17 protein-coding genes are annotated in these 17,446 nt (G+C 66.3%); 8 read left to right on the forward strand and 9 right to left on the reverse strand.

The annotated features are described in order from the left end of the window. Positions 1-39 precede the first annotated feature (39 nt). Positions 40-327, reverse strand: a complete 288-nt coding sequence (locus H623_RS0106510) for an antibiotic biosynthesis monooxygenase family protein (protein WP_026940008.1) — start codon at positions 325-327, stop codon at positions 40-42. A 29-nt stretch (positions 328-356) separates the two neighbouring features. Next, positions 357-1,259, reverse strand: coding sequence for a cation diffusion facilitator family transporter (locus H623_RS18275; protein WP_026940009.1), 903 nt, complete (start codon positions 1,257-1,259; stop codon positions 357-359). Between the two features lie 45 nt (positions 1,260-1,304). Here H623_RS18275 and H623_RS22160 point away from each other — a divergent pair, with 45 nt between their 5' ends. Next, the gene (locus H623_RS22160) at positions 1,305-1,475 is read left to right on the forward strand and encodes a hypothetical protein (protein ID WP_245558922.1); all 171 of its coding nucleotides are present in this window, start codon (positions 1,305-1,307) and stop codon (positions 1,473-1,475) included. Here H623_RS22160 and H623_RS0106525 read toward each other — a convergent pair. Further along, positions 1,448-1,816, reverse strand: a complete 369-nt coding sequence (locus H623_RS0106525) for an ArsR/SmtB family transcription factor (protein ID WP_022900138.1) — start codon at positions 1,814-1,816, stop codon at positions 1,448-1,450. The genes H623_RS22160 and H623_RS0106525 overlap by 28 nt on opposite strands. 126 nt (positions 1,817-1,942) lie before the next feature. Here H623_RS0106525 and H623_RS0106530 point away from each other — a divergent pair, with 126 nt between their 5' ends. Then, positions 1,943-2,773 carry a hypothetical protein gene (locus H623_RS0106530; RefSeq protein WP_022900139.1) on the forward strand — a complete coding sequence of 277 codons (831 nt, stop codon included), beginning with the start codon at positions 1,943-1,945 and terminating at the stop codon, positions 2,771-2,773. Here the strand turns inward: H623_RS0106530 and H623_RS18280 are convergent. After that, positions 2,770-3,222: a DUF488 domain-containing protein gene (locus H623_RS18280; RefSeq protein WP_022900140.1), complete on the reverse strand. Its 453-nt coding sequence runs from the start codon at positions 3,220-3,222 to the stop codon at positions 2,770-2,772. The two genes, H623_RS0106530 and H623_RS18280, sit on opposite strands and share 4 nt — an antisense overlap. 365 nt (positions 3,223-3,587) lie before the next feature. Here H623_RS18280 and H623_RS0106540 point away from each other — a divergent pair, with 365 nt between their 5' ends. Beyond that, a complete protein-coding gene (locus tag H623_RS0106540) occupies positions 3,588-3,890 on the forward strand; it encodes a hypothetical protein (protein ID WP_022900141.1) in 303 nt (100 codons plus the stop codon). Positions 3,891-4,612: 722 nt separating this feature from the next. Here the strand turns inward: H623_RS0106540 and H623_RS0106545 are convergent. The 4 genes from H623_RS0106545 to H623_RS0106560 all read right to left on the reverse strand — a co-directional run bounded on the left by H623_RS0106545 (position 4,613) and on the right by H623_RS0106560 (position 9,096). Next, positions 4,613-5,554: an SDR family oxidoreductase gene (locus H623_RS0106545; protein ID WP_022900142.1), complete on the reverse strand. Its 942-nt coding sequence runs from the start codon at positions 5,552-5,554 to the stop codon at positions 4,613-4,615. Between the two features lie 160 nt (positions 5,555-5,714). Then, positions 5,715-7,103, reverse strand: a complete 1,389-nt coding sequence (locus H623_RS18285; RefSeq protein ID WP_022900143.1) for an MFS transporter — start codon at positions 7,101-7,103, stop codon at positions 5,715-5,717. Further along, a complete protein-coding gene (locus tag H623_RS0106555; RefSeq protein WP_022900144.1) occupies positions 7,100-8,266 on the reverse strand; it encodes a MalY/PatB family protein in 1,167 nt (388 codons plus the stop codon). The genes H623_RS18285 and H623_RS0106555 overlap by 4 nt, the downstream gene beginning before the upstream one ends. After that, a complete protein-coding gene (locus H623_RS0106560; RefSeq protein WP_084485694.1) occupies positions 8,263-9,096 on the reverse strand; it encodes a helix-turn-helix transcriptional regulator in 834 nt (277 codons plus the stop codon). The genes H623_RS0106555 and H623_RS0106560 overlap by 4 nt, the downstream gene beginning before the upstream one ends. Before the next feature lie 259 nt (positions 9,097-9,355). On the opposite strand from H623_RS0106560, the gene H623_RS0106565 reads away from it, so the two are divergent. The 5 genes from H623_RS0106565 to H623_RS0106585 all read left to right on the forward strand — a co-directional run bounded on the left by H623_RS0106565 (position 9,356) and on the right by H623_RS0106585 (position 15,233). Further along, positions 9,356-10,996: an APC family permease gene (locus tag H623_RS0106565; RefSeq protein WP_022900146.1), complete on the forward strand. Its 1,641-nt coding sequence runs from the start codon at positions 9,356-9,358 to the stop codon at positions 10,994-10,996. 100 nt (positions 10,997-11,096) lie between these two features. Beyond that, a complete protein-coding gene (locus tag H623_RS0106570) occupies positions 11,097-11,444 on the forward strand; it encodes a carboxymuconolactone decarboxylase family protein (protein WP_022900147.1) in 348 nt (115 codons plus the stop codon). Between the two features lie 238 nt (positions 11,445-11,682). Further along, positions 11,683-12,810: an L-talarate/galactarate dehydratase gene (locus H623_RS0106575; RefSeq protein ID WP_026940011.1), complete on the forward strand. Its 1,128-nt coding sequence runs from the start codon at positions 11,683-11,685 to the stop codon at positions 12,808-12,810. Between the two features lie 97 nt (positions 12,811-12,907). After that, the gene (locus H623_RS0106580; protein ID WP_022900149.1) at positions 12,908-13,660 is read left to right on the forward strand and encodes a FadR/GntR family transcriptional regulator; all 753 of its coding nucleotides are present in this window, start codon (positions 12,908-12,910) and stop codon (positions 13,658-13,660) included. Positions 13,661-14,063: 403 nt separating this feature from the next. Next, entirely contained in the window at positions 14,064-15,233 is a 1,170-nt protein-coding gene (locus tag H623_RS0106585; protein ID WP_022900150.1) for an acyl-CoA dehydrogenase family protein, read from the forward strand. 434 nt (positions 15,234-15,667) lie between these two features. On the opposite strand, the gene H623_RS18290 is transcribed toward H623_RS0106585, so the two are convergent. Next, the gene (locus tag H623_RS18290) at positions 15,668-17,272 is read right to left on the reverse strand and encodes a cytochrome b/b6 domain-containing protein (protein ID WP_245558923.1); all 1,605 of its coding nucleotides are present in this window, start codon (positions 17,270-17,272) and stop codon (positions 15,668-15,670) included. Positions 17,273-17,446: the final 174 nt, after the last annotated feature.

Below are 17,446 nucleotides of genomic sequence, written 5' to 3' on the forward strand. Positions count from 1 at the left end.
CGCGGCGCATGAGTCAGCTTGTTTGCTGCATTAGAACGCCTACAGGTCGACCACTTCGAATTCGAGGAGGTCGGCATCGGTGGCGACCGGATTGGGTCCGCCGTGGTGGGCACCGCTCTCGCCCGCGCGCCACGCCTGGTAGGAGTCCTCGCTGTCCCAGGTGCTGACGACGAAGTAGCGGTCTTCGCCCTTGACGGGGCGAAGAAGCTGGAAGCTCTCGAAGCCGGGCTGTTGGCCGACGGCATGGTCGCGACCCGCGAAGCGAGCCTCGAGGTCGCCTCCGCGTCCTTCCGGGACGTGGATGGCGTTGATCTTGACGACGGACATGGGGTTTCTCTCCTCTTGAGTGGTTTCGTTCAGCGGTCGGTTGGCGTCGGTGTCACGACGAAGTCGTCGAGGTTGCGCAATTCGCCGCGAACGTGCTCGGATGCGTGCTCGGCGATGTGCGTGGCCTCATGCAGTTCCACCTTGTCGGTGGTGACGATTGCGGACCCGATGAGACGGTGTCCTATCCAACGCAGCTTGACGCCCTGAATGCCGGTCACGCCTTGCGTGTGCTGGAGCGCGTGCTCGGCCCGCTCGATGAAGTGAGGGTCGACGGCATCCATCAGGCGTGCACCGACGGACCTTACGGTGCCCCACAGCAGGATCAGGATCGAGATGGCGATGAGTAGGCCGATGATCGGGTCGGCCAAGGGGAAACCGATCATCACTCCGATCGCACCGAGCACGACGGACAGCGAAGTGATTCCGTCGAGGCGAGCGTGAACACCATCGGCCACCAGTGCCGCAGAGCCGATCCGGCGACCCACACGGATGCGGTAGATGGCCACGAGCTCGTTGCCTGCAAATCCGATCAATCCGGCGGCAATCAGCCACCACGCGTTTTCCACCGGCCGGGGATGGATGAATCGGTCGATCGCTTCCCAACCCGCAACGACCGCCGAGAGCGCTACGACGAAGATGATGAACATGCCCGCAAGGTCCTCAGCGCGTCCGTAGCCGTACGTGTAGCGGCGGGTGGCGACACGACGGCCGAGCACGAACGCGATCCACAGTGGGACCGCAGTCAGGGCGTCTGCGAAGTTGTGGATCGTGTCTGCCAGCAAGGCGACCGATCCGGTGAAGAGCACGAACACGAACTGCAGAACTGTCGTCCCCAGTAGCGCGAACATCGAGATCTTGACCGCAGTCACACCCGCCCTGCTCGCTTCCAAGGCGTCATCCACTGAGTCGGCGGCATCATGCGTATGAGGCACGAATAGGTCGTAGAGGAAGCCCTTTATCCCACCGTGTGGATGGTCATGCCCGTGTTCATGGTCATGGCTGTCGTGGTGGTTGTGCTCGTGCCCGTGACCGTGGTGCTCGTGCTCGTGCCCGTGACCGTGGTGCTCGTGCTGATGGTCGTGGTCGTGCGGATGTTCGTGCTCGTGCGTGTGGGGGGAGGTCATGCCTGTTCCTCGGTCTGTGCGTGATGGTGGCGCGGCGCCCCTCCCAAGGAGTGCTCGGCTTGGAAGATCGCATCGGACACGAGCTGCCTGGCGTGCTCGTTCTCCAGCCGGTAGAAAACTCGTTGGCCGTCCTGACGGGTCGCAACAATGCGTGCCAGGCGCAGCTTCGCCAGATGTTGGGAGACGGCCGACGGCGGCTTGTCTACGATGTCCGCCAGGTGGTTCACCGACAGCTCTTCAACATCTCGGAGAGCGAGGACTATCCGTACCCGTGTGGCGTCGGCCAGCATCGAGAACACCTCGACCGCCAGCTCCACGTATTGGCTGTCGACCTCGCGCCCACAGATCGCAGTATCTGCATCCATACGCAGATGCTAACGCATGCGTGTCGTGTCCCCCAGTCCAATTGGAGAGAGTGTGTCGGCGCGGCGGACCGGCATATCCTTGCCCGGCGGCAAGATGAGGAACGCTTGCCTAACAAGGAGAGAGCTGTGGTTCAGCAGGAGCATGCCCGCGTCTTAGTGACCGTCACTGCATCGCCTGAGCCGTCCACGCAGTACGGTGACACAACGTGTGTGGCAGGCATCCGAGTCGACAGCATGCCGATCGAGTGGGTGCGTCTGTACCCAGTTCCGATGCGCTGGTTCTCCGAGGCGCAGCGCTTTCACAAGTACCAGGTGATCGAAGCCGACCTGATCGCGCCGACTAACGACAAACGCATTGAGAGTCATCGGGTGGTCCATGCATCGATCAACCCGGCTGGGAGGGTAATCGAGGGCTGGGAGAGCCGCGGGAAGATCGTCGAGCAGCTCATCGGGCCGACGATGTGCGAGCTCAACGAGGGCATCAAGAAGGACAAAAACGGCCCGTCGCTCGGGCTGGTGCGAGTCCGGAAGCTTAGGTCAATGAAGGTCAGCGTCGATCGGGATTGGACGGATGCCGAGTGGGCGAAGATTCAGAATGCCCAGCAACAGATACCGATCTTCGGTGAGATCCCGCCACCGCCGCTCGAGCGGCCCCGCTTCGCTGGCCAGATCACCTGGTTCTGTGACACTCCAACGTGCAGGGGCCACACTCAGACAATCCTCGACTGGGAGTTCACGGTCTTCCAGCGCCGCCTGAGAAGTGACGCCGACGACATCGCAATCGAGAAGATCACGGCTAGGTTTCAGGACGAGATCTGCGGGCCAAAGAACCGCGTGTACTTCTATGTAGGCAACATGCACGACATGATCAAGCGCACGAGCTTCTCGATCCTTGGCTTCTACTACCCGCCTGTCGCCTCCGACTATGGCTCGGTGCTTGACTTCGACAGCCTCTAGGCGCTGACGAGCGCACGCAAGCGGCACTCCACCTCCTCGAGCACCTGCTCGCGGTGGCAGTTGTGGGTGTTGCCCTCGAAGCACATCACGACGACACGCATGCGCTCCGCCGCCGTGACGATCATGTCAAGCGCTTCTTGCGCGGTCTCGTCATTCAGCCGCAGCTTGAAGGTTCCGCGCGCCGCGTTAGCAGTCTCGGTACCGAGCTCGCCGTAGCCGTCGCGGTTGTCCTTCGGGTTCCCAAGAGCCGGAAGGTGGACGTATTCGATCCCGTGCTCTTCAAGAGCAGAGCGCATTGCGTTCTTCGAGAAGCCGGGTTTCCGTGAAAGCGGGTTGAGCCGGACATCGAACAACGTTTTGACTTGCCAGCGCTCGAGGCTCAACACGAAAGTCTCGACGGACTGACCCTCGTAGCCGATCCCTGTGATTCCCCACTGCTCCTCCCACATGCTTCAAGCATTGCACGAGCGCGCAAGCGAATCCCGGGAACTCTAACGAGGCAGGCGGCCTCGTTAGTGCGTCCATGAGGGTGCGGATCTCGCGGCGCCGACAGTTACGCGAATGGCCTCGGACCGCCCGAAGTGCCGCCACGGAGGGCGGCGCTGTGTCTTCTGGGGCTTGTTTGCCTTTCCGCTGCGCGATCGTAGTTCGTTTCCGGGGCGTTCCGTTCCGGGCTTTCGCGGCATATCCTCCTGCGCTACCGCTTCGTCCGGTATTCCACGGTCCCGGCACTGCACACCCCTCCACTCACCACTGATCTCTCCGCCGGAAGGCAAACAAAAACGATCAGCAACTGGTGAAAGGGGCGGAGGTTATGAAGGCGGAGCTGGTGAACCTTGTTACCAAGGACGGTGCGCATACCGTGGTGCTGCTGTCGACGGATCTTCAGGTGCTCACAAGCGCGGAGAAGGTGCGAGCGTTGGAGATCGCGCTGTGGATGGTGGATGAGGGGTGGACGGTTATGACTGCCACGGACTCGCCGCTGGCAGAGGTGGTGCGACAAAGCGCTCGAGCGCTGGATGGCAGTTACATCGAGCTGAAGGACGAACCCGGCATGCAGGTGATCCCGACACGACACCGCATGCCGCCGTGGTCTCGGCTCGCCGGAGGCATCTGATGAGCACGCGGACCTCAGCTGACACCGCGCGACCGACCGCGGTGGTGGCAATGGACCACAACACCGCTGCGGAGGCGCTGGGGATGTCGCCAACCCGGTTGCGTCAGCATGTGCGTCTGGGTGATGTCACGCCTCACTTCTCCGGCACGAAACCGCTGTATCTAGTGACTGATCTTGAGCGCTTCGTCCAGCAACTACCGACACGACCGGAGCACCTACTAAGGGCCTGAGCCTCGTAGGCTGCTCTCGACGTCAGGCCGAGCTCTGCGGGCTGGCAACCGATGATTGACAGCGCATGCGGAGCCTCAGTATGTGTGCACCAATGTGTGCACGGCTCCACGATCGCCCTTTGATCTATTGGCAAATGTGGGCCGTAACCACTGCCTACGGATCAGAAGGTTGGGGGTTCGAATCCCTCATGGCGCACACTGTGTTGAGACAGTAGAAAACGGCCCGCGAAAGCGGGCCGTTTTCGTTTGAGTCTGGCATCTCATCAGGGGCTTATCGGCCAGAAAGAGTGGATGGGTTCGGGGCTTATCGGCCAGAAAGAGTGGACGGGTTCGGGCGTGTCATGAGCGTCCCGCCAATCCGGTACGAGACCAGCTTCCCTCGTCGACCGTAAGGTCGCTGTCGAAGACGACGGGTCCGAGGGGTTCGTGGGGACTGAAACAGAGCCGACGGAGCGTTCGTCGCTCCCGCTCGATCGGGCTCGTCCTTCAGGCTCACGCCGTCGGGAATGGGACGTCGGTCAGTCGTTGCGTGAGGTCCCACATGCGTCGCGCGTCTTCGGGGCTGCGGAGTCGGGAGTACAGCTTCTGCTCGCCCGGACGTCCGCCGACGCCGCCGATCCCCGTGGGCCCGAAGAACCTGCCGCCCTGGTCACCGGGCGTGGTGGCGGCCATGAGGGCGGGGAGACCGGCGCTGGCGACGGTGCCCATGATGCCCATGCGGGAGAGAGCTGTGATCATTCTGCGGAAGCGGACCGCCTCGGTGCGGCCGATCTCGGGTCGGGCTGCAAGGAGGTTCGTGGGTGCAACGCCGGGATGGGCGAGGTTGGCGCTGATGCCCCAGCCGTGGGCCTTGCTGCGACGATCGAGCTCGAGGCCGAAAAGACCGTAGGCGATCTTGGAATGGCGGTACGCGCTCATGCCGTCATACGAACGCTGCCAATTCGGGTCATCCCAGTTCACCGCGCCCTGATTGGCGGCGATGCTGATCTGCAGCGTGACGCGGGCATGCCCGTCGCGCAGCAGCGGCATGAGGTGTGCGATGAGGGCGGCATGGCCCAGGTGATTGGTGCCGAACTGCAGCTCGAACCCATCCGCCGTGGTCTGGCGCTCGGGCGGAGTCATGACGCCGGCATTGCCGATGAACACGTGGATCGGCTCGCCCTCTCCGAGCAGGATGTCTGCGAGCTCGGCGACCGAGTCCAGAGAGGCGAGGTCGAGTGCGCGAAGCGACGCCCTCGCGTGCGGGGCGCTCTCGGCGATGGTCGCGATCGCGGCCTCGCCCTTGCGCATGTTGCGTACCGGGAGAATCAGCTCAGCCCCGGCGGCGGCGAGACGAGCAGCCATGATGAGGCCCATGCCGTCGCTGCCTCCGGTGAGCACCACACGCCGGCCGGTGAGGTGAGGGACGGAGATGTCGATCGGTCTGCGTGGCATGGCGCGCTGCTCCTTCTGCGGTTCGTGGGATCAGTCCTCAGCGTGCAGAGGGCCAGCTGGCTTATCCAGGACCTGACGATCCATGGATGACGAATCCGTGTTCGGTGCGTGCCGAACGTGCGCAGGGCAGCATCAGTCCCATCTCGGGAACTCGTCTCGGCTACCGCGAGCTGAACTCCCGCGGCATCGGCGAGTCGACCTGCGCCGCGCCGCGTCGGTTCAGCCAGGCGCGCACGCCGAGCGCAGCCAGCACCGCGAGCACCAGGAACGCCATCAGGTTGACGGCGAAGAAGCCTCCGAACGCGAGAACCGGGCCGGCCAGGGCACCGAGTGCGGCGGCGCCGAAGTTCATCAGCGAGTCGCTGGCGCCCTGAAGCGGTACGCGCACGCGCTCGGAGACGGACTCCACGAGGAGCGCGGAACCTCCGATCAGGCACGCCGACCACCCGAGGCCGAGGCAGAACAGGGCGATCGTCAGCGGCGGCATCGCCCCGTTGCCGAGGGTGGCGTCCCATCCGCCGAGCAGGAACGACACCAGGAATATCCCGACGCCCATCCAGGCCACACGCGCCGGCCCAAGACGGTCCGCGAGCCATCCGAACACGGGACTGGCCGCATACATGCCGATGATGTGCACGCTGATCACGATGCCGACGATCTCGAGCGACATGCCGTCGTTGTTCATGCTCACCGGCGTCATGACCATCACCGACGTCATCATCATCTGGCTGCCGATGACGCAGGCCAGCGCGAACAGGGCCCGAGGGTGGCCGGCGGCCCGGCGGAGCGCCGCGAAAGTGCCCAGACGCGGATGCTCCGCGTCGGCTCGCCCAACCACGTCGCGCGATGCCTTCCCAGCCTCCAACGCGGTGTCGTGGGACGGAGCACCGTCTCCGCCCGCGCCCGCATCGGTCGCGACACGCGACTGGGACGATTTCGCAAGGGGACGGATCGTACACACCACGAGGGCGGCGAAGAGAAAGCCGAGGAGCGAGAACAGGTAGGGGCCGCCCATCGGGTCGATCCCGAGCGCCTTGCCGATGTCGGATCCCGGACCGGAGAGGTTCGGCCCGGCGATCGATCCGATCGTCGTGGCCCAGAGCACAATGGACATCGAGCGGGCCTCGGCGCCGGGCCTGGAGAACTCCATCGCGGCGTAGCGCGACTGAAGGTTCGTGGCGGTGCCGGAGCCGAACAGCAGCATGGCGATCATGTAGAGCCAGAACTGCATGCTCGCGACGGCGACGAGGATCAGGGCGGCACCGATCATGGCCGTGGCGAACCCCATCGTGAGCGACCAGCGGCGTCCCCAGCGAGTCGCCAGGCGCGCCAGCGGGATCGCCATGATGCCCGCGCCCACGACGGATGCCGTCTGTGCGAAGCCGGCCACGCCCATCATGCCGGACAGGTGCTCGGCGAGGATGCCGCCCACCGCGACGCCCGACGCGATCCCGACACCGCACAGCAGCTGTGCGATGACGAGACGCGCCCGGTTCCCGCGCCCGAGATCAGGCTCGTGATGCGCGGCGGCGCGCGTCGCGTCGCTCACCGGCGCCGGAGCGCGTCGGCCATCTGCCGCACGGACTGCTCGATGATCGGGCGCGAGGTCGCGAAGATGAAGCGCACGAAGCCCTCGCCTGCCTCACCGCAGGCGACACCGTCGGTGAGGGCGACGCCGGCTCGCTCGCGGAAGAATTCGGCGGGCGATCCCTCGATGCCGAGGCCGCGGGCATCCAACCATGCGATGTACGTACCCTCGGGGGCGGAGTATCCGATCTCGGGGATCTGCTCGGCGAGCAGGTCGCCCAGAAGGGCGCGGTTTCCGTCGAGATAGGAGACGGTGTCGTCGAGCCAGTCCCGGCTGTCGTTGTAAGCAGCTGTGTTGGCGAGGACGCCGAGGTTGCTGGCGCCGTGCTCGGTCATGACCCCCACTCGCTTCCACTCCTCTGCGTCGACGTCGTTCGACAGGATGAGCTGAGCCGTCTTGAGACCGGGGAGGTTCCACGCCTTCGACGCGCTCGTCGCCGTGATGGTGTGCGACGCCGCGGCGTCGTTGACGCTGGCGTAGGGGACGTGCTGGTGAGGGGCATAGACGAGTGGAGCGTGGATCTCGTCCGAGAAGACCCGCGCATCGTGCCGTGCGACGATCTCGCTGACCGCGTCGAGCTCCTCGCGGGTGAATACCCGTCCGAGCGGGTTGTACGGGTTGCAGAGGATGAGCAGACCGCCGCCGTCGGCGAACGCCCGGTCGATGCCGTCCAGATCGAAGAGATACCGGCCGTCCTCGCACAGCATCGGTACCTGGACGATCTCCCTGCCGAGCGCGGGCGGAATGCTCAAGAACGGCATGTACGCCGGCGTCGGCAGCACGACCTTCGAGCCGGGACGGGTGAAGTGCAGGATCGTCGCTTCCAGTCCCGCCAACACGTCGGGCAGGGGGCGTATCCACTCGGCGGGGACTTCCCAGCCGTAGCGATCCTTCTCCCACCGGGCGCACGCCTCGGACATCGCCGTCGACAGGCTGCCGGGCAGGTATCCGAAGAGCCCGTCGTCGATCGCGCGGTGCAGCACCGACTTGATCGCGGGAGAGTTGCCGAAGTCCATCTCCGCGACGAACGCACCGATCGTTCCCGGGAACGCCGTCCACTTGAGGCTGCCGATCTCGCGGAGGCGATCCATAGAGATCTGGTCGAGTTCAGTTGCCGTGCTCATAGGGATTCCTTGTCTCTCGTGGTCTCGTCGGCGGGATCGGTGTCCTCGTCATCGCCGATTTCGTTCAGGTAGTTGTAGATGGTGAACCGCGTCACCCCCAGGCTCGCCGCGACCATGTCGACGGCGTCACGAAGGTGGAACATCCCGCGGTCCTTGAGGTCGCGTACAACAGCGACCTTGTGCTTCTTCTGCATGAGTTCGACCGGAACATCGATCGTGGCCACAGCTCGTTTGATGAGGTGAGCCGCGAGCTGATCGACGTCGGTCGCGAACAACTCGGGATCGTCGTCCTGTTGAGACGCGATCGCGGGCACAAGTGGGCGGGGCGCATTCGTCGGAACGGCGATTCCGAGCATCGAGGTGACCACGCTCTGAACTGATTCCCACACCGAGAGGTCCGAGTTGAGGCACAGCGCCGCGACCGGCTGACCGGAGATGTCCCGGATGATCATGGTCGAGGACCGGATGCGCCGGCCGTCCGGCAGGTGCGTCTCGTATCCGACCGCATTGTCGTCGGTGAGCTTCTCGATCTTCTCGAGCAGGTAGTCGGTCGCCGGGTCGCCGACGCGACGGCCGGTGACCGTGCCGTGGATGGCGACGATCGAGTCGGGCAGCTTGCTCAGATCGTGCAGGACCACTTCGGTCGAGGAAGGAAGGGAGCGCCCCAGTGGTTCGACGAGCGAGGAGAAGACCGCGATGAGACGTTCCCCGTCGATGGTCGGCTGATACGGCGGCTCCACGAGCTCGTTCGCAGCGTGGCTGGTCCTATCGGAGGTGGGATGCGTGGCCCGAACCGCATCGACAGAGCGTGCGGCGCGTGATGAAGTCATGGTCCTCGTTCTCCGTTGTTGAGCGTCACGGATGCATGCGGCTGGGGCGCGGGGGATCCGTGCGGCGTGGTCGACGATTCCAATGTACACACGCCGTGGAGATATTCAACTAAAATTTGACAACGACCACTAAACGTGGCAAAACTTCCAACTGTTGTTGAAGTTCGGCACCGGTTCATCGCTCAGCGCTTCGGCACACAACATCCTGTTGAGACTGCGGCCGACCTTCCCGCTCGGCACTGAATGCAATGGAGCTTTCATGACCCAGCAACAGACGAAGCCGCCGACAGGCGGCGTCACGACCAGCACCATCTCCGCGGCGCTCATCGACGAGCAAGACCGCCACTTCAAACGACGCATCGGGTGGTTCACACTCGCCGCGCTCACCTTCACCGGCATGGTCGGCTCGGGCTGGCTGTTCGCGGCGTACTACGCGGCGGGGATGGCGGGACCGGCCGCGCTCGGCTCCTGGATCATCGCCGCGATCGCGACCACGCTGGTCGGCCTCACCTTCATCGAGCTCGGCGTCACTCGTCCGATCGCGGGTGGGAACACTCGCTGGCCCTCGATGCTCTCCGGCCCCTTCATGGGCATCATGACGGGCTGGGTGCTGCTGATGCAGACCGCGTTCGGAACGCCGAGCGAGGCATCCGGGCTGTTGCAGTACGCCAGCAACTGGTGGCCCGCGCTGGTCTCGCAGGGCAAGCTGAGCATGCTCGGTCTGATCATGGCCGCGCTCGTGCTCGTGTTCTTCACCGCTCTGAACTGGTTCGGCGTGCTGCTGATGACGCGCATCAGCAACGTCATCACGATCTTCAAAGTGGTCGTTCCCCTGCTGACGATCGCCTTGCTCTTCGCTTCCGGCTTCGACGCATCGAACGTGCAGACCGGCGGCGGCTTCGCGCCATACGGTGCGGGCGGCGTGCTCACCGCGGTGATCGGCGCGGGTCTGATCTACTCGTTCGGCGGCATCCAGACCCCCGCGGTCATGGCCGGCGAGGCGAAGAACCCGCGTCGCAACATCCCTCTCGGAACGTTCGTCGGCTTCGGTGCCGCGTTCGTGGTCTACATCCTTCTGCAGTCGTCCTACATCTGGACCGTTCCGAGCGACCTCCTCGCCAAAGGCGGCTGGCACGGGCTGAACTTCGACTCGCCGTTCGCTCAGCTCGCCGGTCTGCTCAACCTCGCGTGGCTCACGCAGTTGCTCCTCGTCGACGCGGTGGTCTCGCCATCCGGCAGTCTGTTGCTCGGCCTCGGGACCGGCGCTCGCGGAACCTATGGCATCGCGCAGGCCAGGCTGCTGCCGAAGTGGGTGGCGAAAGTGAACGTGCGCACGGGCATCCCGGCCAACGCGCTGGTCGTCAACCTGGTCATCTCGCTCATCTTCCTGTTCGTCTTCCAGTCGTGGCAGGGGCTCGTCGCCTCGCTCGGATTCTTCTTCGCGGTGGGCTACGCGGTCATCGCCGTGGCGGCGGGCGTGAACTCCAAGGACCCTCGACTGAAGGCGCGCCCGTGGATGAAGAAGGGAATGGGCGTCGTCGCTCCGCTCTCCTTCGTGATCTCCGGTCTGATCCTCTACTGGTCGGGCTGGTCGCAGGTGTGGCTGTCGATCCTGCTGTTCGTCATCGCTATCCCAATCGCCGTCTTCGTGATGATGCGCGACCGCGTCGTCTTCACGCCGAAGCTCCTTCTGCGCGGTGCGTGGTTCGTGGCCTACATGCTGTTCATCCTGGTGGCGTCCGGCGTCGGATCCTTCGGCGGGGCGGACCTGATCAAGGCGCCCTGGGACTCGATCTTGGTCGCCGTCGCCTCGGCACTCTTCTACTGGTGGGGATACCGGGACTCGATCGCCTGGCTGAACTCGAAGGCGGCCGGGGAAGCCGTCGGCGTCTACTACTGACGAGACGCGGCCTGCCGACCGACAGCCCGGCACCGCCTCGTCCGGGGAAGGGCGATGCCGGGCTTCACCGGATCCGAGTCCCCGCGGAGGGAGCATCTGCATGACCGACACCGGGCACTACCACGACCCCAGCGACAGACAGTACGCACGCCATCTGAGGCGCGCGGCTCCGGAGGCGTTCGCCGCACTGATGGCGTTCGACGAGGCGGCCCTCCGAAGGCCCGGGATGCAGATCCCGCGCAAGTATGTGGAGCTCATGGCGCTCGCCGTCACTCTCACGACGCAGTGCGTCTACTGCATCGAGGCGCATACCAAGGCGGCGGCTGCAGAGGGGGCGAGCGAGGAGGAGATCGCCGAAGCGGTCTTCGTCGCCGTCGCGCTGCGTGCCGGCGGCGGGTCTGCACACGGGCTGCAGGTCATGAAGCACTTGACGCGCGTCGCCGAGTGAGTCGGCAGCCCACCGCCCCGCCCGCCACGACATTCGGGACCGAACGCGCGACACGTGGTGGTCAGCCCCGGCACGAGCGGTCGGCTACGAGCTCTGCTTGCGGTCGACGCCGGAGATATGCCATATGATGACTTGCACGGTCATCATATGAATCTCAGAGGCACTCGTGAGCACGCAGCAAAACCCTCGGCTTCCCTTCGGTGGCGATCATGAGGCCGCCGTCGGCGCCGTCGACCCCATCGAGTGGATCCGCGTCTCATCCGTTGCGCTTCCGCTGGCCACGCCCATCAGCGACGCCAAGGTCTTCACCGGGCGCCAGCGTCCGATGACCGAGGTCGCCATGCTGTTCGTGGAGCTGCGCACGCGCGATGGAGCGGAGGGCATCGGGTTCAGCTATTCGAAGCGCGCCGGCGGTCCCGCCCAGTACGCGCACCTGAAAGAGATCGCGCACGAGCTCCTCGGTGAGGACTCCAGCGACATCGGCCGCGTGTACGACAAACTCCTGTGGGCGGGTGCCTCCGTCGGCCGCGCCGGCGTCGCCACGCAGGCCATCGCCGCGATCGACATCGCGCTCTGGGACCTCAAGGCGAAGCGTGCCGCGCTCCCGCTCGCCAAGCTGCTCGGCGCCTACCGCAACTCGGTGCGCACCTACAACACCTCCGGCGGCTTCTTGCACTCCTCCCTTGAGGAGGTCACCGCGAATGCGACTCAGTCTCTCGAGAACGGCATCGGCGGCATCAAGATCAAGGTGGGGCATCCGGACTCCGCGCGCGACCTCGCCCGGGTCGCCGCCGTGCGCGAGGCGATCGGCGCCGACGTGCCGCTCATGGTCGACGCCAACCAGCAGTGGGACCGCGCGACGGCCATGCGCGTGGGTCGCGCGCTGGAGGATTTCGACCTCACGTGGATCGAGGAGCCCCTGGATGCCTACGACGCCGCCGGTCACGCCCGTCTCACCGCCGCTCTGGTCACCCCGGTCGCCAGCGGCGAGATGCTCACCAGCGTCGCCGAGCACTGCACCCTGATCGACGCGGACGCGGTGGACATCCTGCAACCCGATGCGCCGCGCATCGGCGGCATCACCCCGTTCCTGCGGCTGGCGACCCTCGCCCACCACCACGGCCTCGCGCTGGCGCCACACTTCGCCATGCAGATCCATCTGCACCTCGCCGCCGCCTACCCGACGGAGACCTGGGCGGAGCACTTCGAGTGGCTCGACCCGCTCTTCACGCAACGCCTCGAGACGCGAGACGGCCGCATGCTCGTGCCGAATCGGCCCGGCCTCGGCATCGAGCTCTCCGAGCAGGCGCGGCGATGGACCGTCGACTCATTCGAGCTCGACGCAGTGACGTCGACGGCCGCGTGAAGTCCCGGTGGCGACGAAGAGTAGAACTGGCCGGGGCGGGTCCGCTGCGGGCCGAGGGGCGGTCCCGTCCGCCGCGGAAGAGGCGGCGGCCCGATCGGTGGCGGCCGGTCGGGCGACCGGGCTGGCGGCGAACGCGCCGATCATCGGGGCCGTCGACCGATCCGCTCCCGAAGGCTTGACGCAACAGGTCGTGCGAAGGCTGGCCGAGAGCATCCAGAACGGCGAACTGCGGCCCGGCGACAGGCTGCCCACCGAGAGCGTGCTGGTGGATACCTACGGCGTGAGTCGCACCGTCGTGCGCGAGGCGATGTCGCGGCTGAACGCGCGGGGGCTCGTCGAAACGCAGCAGGGGCGGGGCTCCTTCGTACTCACCAGCCCGAGCACGGTGCCGTTCAGCGTCGACGCGTCCCAGGCGCGTACCCCTGCAGAACTCGCGGAGCTGATCGAGCTGCGCCTCGGGTTCGAGACCGAGGCGGCGGGCGTCGCGGCACGCCGAGCGGATGCCCGTGCGATCGCCGCGGTCAAAGCCGCGTTGACGAGGTTCCAGTCCGAGACCAGCTCGCCCGGAGCATCCGTCTCCGCCGACTTCGACTTTCATCGCAGCGTGGCCCTCGCCTCCGGCAACCGCTACTTTCTGCAACTTCTCGACTCGCTCGGACGCTCGGCGATCGCCGCTCCGCGTGAACGGTTGGTGGCGGATGCCGATGGCAGCTCCGCAGCGCACGTCTCGCTGGTAGCGCTCGAGCACGAGAACGTCTACCGGGCCATCGCCCGCCGCAACGCCGAGGATGCGCGCGCCGCCATGCGCGTGCATCTCGCGAACTCGCAGGAGCGGCTCGGCGCACACTGAGCGGCGCACGCTGATCGGCGCCTGCAGAGCGGCGGCGCGTTGAGCGGAGGTGCGCCGAGGGAGGTGCGCCGAGGGAGGTGCACCGAGTGACGGGGAGCTCTGAGTGACGGGGAGCTCTGAGCAGCGTGCATGGAACGGCGGCGGCGACCGAGCGGCACGCGCTGAGCGGGGTGCGCGGCGCGGGGTGCGCGGCGCGGCGGGTCACGAGGCGGGCGCGGGCATCCGTTCGTCGTGCCGCCACCCGCCGAACGCCCGTCGCTGGAGGCCTCGCACGAACACGACGGCGCCTCCGCGGCCCCCGACTATCCGGAACCTCCAACGGTCGTGACCCGCCGGATTTCCGGCCGTACACTGACTCGCGCGGTCGGGCAGGGTCGCCCGCCGAGTGAGGAGGGGTCCGCCGATGGAGCGCGACATTTACGACGAGGATCACGAGGCGTTCCGCGACGTGGTGAAGGAGTTCATCAAGCGCTACGTCACGAACGAGGCGATACAGCGGTGGGATGCCGCAGGCGAAGTCGACCGCGACACCATGAAGGCCGCGGCCGAGACCGGACTGCTCGGCCTGTCGGTGCCGGAGGAGTTCGGTGGCGCGGGAATGCTGCAGGACTACCGCTTTCGCGCCGTGGTGGGCGAAGAGATCATCCGCGCGGGGGCGGGCTCGCTCGCCAGCGCGCTCGGCATTCAGGACGACCTCGCCGTTCCCTACATCGTGCACATGGGGACCGACGAGCAGAAGGCGAAGTGGCTGCCGCGCATGGCGACCGCTGAGGTGATCGGTGCGCTCGCGATGACGGAACCGGGTGCAGGGTCCGACCTGCGTGGCATCCGCACCACAGCGAAGCGGGTCGAGGGCGGCTACGTCATCAACGGCGCGAAGACGTTCATCTCCAGCGGTGTGACGGCCGACATCGTCGTCACGTTCGTGAAGACGGGCGAGGGCAACCGACCGGATGCCTTCAGCATCGTCATCCTGGAAGACGGCATGGAGGGGTTCGAGCACAGCAAGAAGCTCGACAAGCTCGGCTTTCACGGGCACGATACGGCGGAGCTGTCGTTCAACGACGTCTTCGTGCCCGAGGAGAACCTGCTGGGCGGGGTCGAGGGCCGCGGATTCGTGCAGCTCATGATGAACCTGCCGCTCGAGCGGCTCTCGATCGGCGTGGCCGGCGCCTGTGCGGCTCAGGCGGCGTTCGAGTGGACGCTGGACTACGTGAAGGAGCGCGAGGCGTTCGGCCATCGCATCGCCGACTTCCAGAACACCCGCTTCAAGCTGGCCGACATGGCCGCCACCGTGGATGCGATGTGGGCGTACATCGACCGCGCGCTGCTGCACTACCGGGACGGCAAGCTCTCGGCGGAAGAGGCGGCGAAGGTCAAGTTCTGGGCGACCGAACGCGAGTGGGAGGTGCTCGACACCGGGGTGCAGTTGCACGGCGGCTACGGCTACATGATGGAGTACCCCATCACGCGGGCGTTCGCGGATGCCCGCGTGCACCGCATCTACGGCGGCACCAACGAGATCATGCGCGACATCGTCAGCCGTCAGTTGGCAGGCAAGCCGAAGCAGTAGCACCGGCGGCCGGGCTGACGCGCAGACGGACAAGGCCGTACGAGGGCCGCCTCAGGGGATCCCCTGGGGCGGCCCTCGTCGTCCGACCGAGGCGGGCCGGAGGCTCCGCCCGTCCCGTCTCGTTCACGACCCCGTCTCGTTCACGACCTCGTCTCGTTCACGATCTCGTCTCGTTCACGACCTCGTGTCGTTCACGACCTCGTCTCGTTCACGACGTCGTGTCACGTCGTGTCGCCGTCACTATTTCAGGTCATATCGGGTCACATCCATATATCCGCGGTCTGGCGCCGTACGTCCTGAAATAGTGACGGCGATGGCCGACCCGGTGTCTGATGAAGCCGACGGACTCTCCGGAGTTTCGAGGTCGGGTTCACTGAAGGTCAGCTATTCACTGAACGTCAGTTATTCACTGAAGGTCAGCTATTCACCGAACGTCAGCGGCTGGAGACGGTGCCGAACACTCGCGCTATCGGTGCGATCACAGTGGGGCGGGCCGCGATCCAGGCTGCGGCGATCACGATCAGCGAGGCCACGAGCATCCAGAAGCCAGTCCAGTCGCCGGTGTATGCGTTCGGGTCGGTTGATCCGCGCGCCGCATACATGTGGTTCAGGTTGCGCAGCGCTCCGGTGGAGAACACGAGCGTGACGTGCACCATGATGAACGCCACGAAGTACAGCATGATCGGAAAGTGCAGCCGCCGCGCCCACTCGATCGGATACGCCGTGCCGAGCCGGGCAGCCTTCGAGGGCCACAGCCCCGACATGCGGAAGCCGGTAGCGGCCGCCAGCGGCGCCGCGAGGAACACCGTGGCGAAGTAGGCCAGCTGCTGCAGCGCGTTGTAGTCGACCCACCCGTTTTCCGTCGGCCAGTTCATCGACAGATATTGCAGCGTCGCCGACACGGCGTTCGGGAAGACGTCCCACGACGTGGGGACGATACGCATCCACTGGCCCGTCGAGAACAGGAGCACGACGAAGACGACGCCGTTGAGCATCCAGAACAGATCGAGGCCCTGGTGCAGCCACACGGTGATGCTGACCTTGTGCTGCGGATTCCTCTTCGACGTCCAGTACGCCGGCGGTCGCTTCTGCTGCCTCACCTGAATCCCCGACCGGATGATCAGCACCATCAGGAACACGTTGCAGAAGTGCTGCCAGCCGAGCCACGCCGGGATGCCCACGGGCGCGCTCTTCGGCAGCGGCGAGTCACCGGGGTACGTCTTCACGAAGTCCTGCAACGCCGGCAGCGACAGCACGCCGCGCACGATCGCCACCAGGAGCAGGGCGAGGCATGCCAACGCGACGCCGATGATGATCGTGGCGCCGATCCACTGCGCGGGTGAGTAGGGTCCGAACGTGCGTGCGGTGGCGGATGCCGTGGCCTTCGTCGCCGACTTCGCCGCTGGTCGCGAGGCGGTTGCCGGTGTGCGCCGAGGCGCGTGCGTGCGGGTGGGCGGCTGCGCGGGGACTGTGGGCGCGCCCGCCGCGGGCGGCGCCGAGGAAACTGGGCCCGCATCCCGGGTCGGCGGAGCGACGTCGGCCGCGGGCACGACGGGCACCGAGGGAACGGCCGGCGGTGCGGCAGGGGTCGGGACGGTCGCTTCGGACTCCGGAGATTTCGCCGCCGCCGTGGGCGCGGTTGCGGCATGCTCGGCCGCCCTTCCGGCGGGTTCTGCGGTCGTTCGCTTAGCGGTCGTGCGCTCCGGCTTGGCCTCGGGCGTGGTGCCTTCCGTGGTCGTGCGCTCTCCCGGGGCCGCGGCCACGGGTTGTCGTGCGGGTGCAGCCTGTGGCGCGGAGACCGACGCGACAGGGGGCCACGCTTCTGCTCCGGCACGGCGGGGAAGTCCGCGCCGCAGCGTGACGTCGACGACGTCTGCCGTAGCGACCGATGCGGGAGCGAGGTCGGGCGTGGCGACCGCGGCGGTGTGTTCGCGCGCTGCCGCTACGGGCGCCGCCCCGGCCACTGTCGGAGAGGAGGAAGCCGCGGTGCTTGCATCGGCAGTCGGCGGCGCCACATCCTCCACGACCGCTTCCGGCACGTGGGGACCAGCGGATGACGCAGCGCCCACATCGATGGGCGGCCAAGGTTCGGCTCCCGGTCGCCGAGGGAGGCCGCGGCGGATCCGCGGTGCAGCGCCGGCGGTCGCGGCGCTCGCGGTCGCGGCGCCTGCAACGGCGGCGCTCACGGTCGTAGCGCCTGCGGCGACGTCTGT

The organism is Humibacter albus DSM 18994, assembly GCF_000421825.1.
Taxonomy (GTDB): Bacteria; Actinomycetota; Actinomycetes; order Actinomycetales; family Microbacteriaceae; genus Humibacter; species Humibacter albus.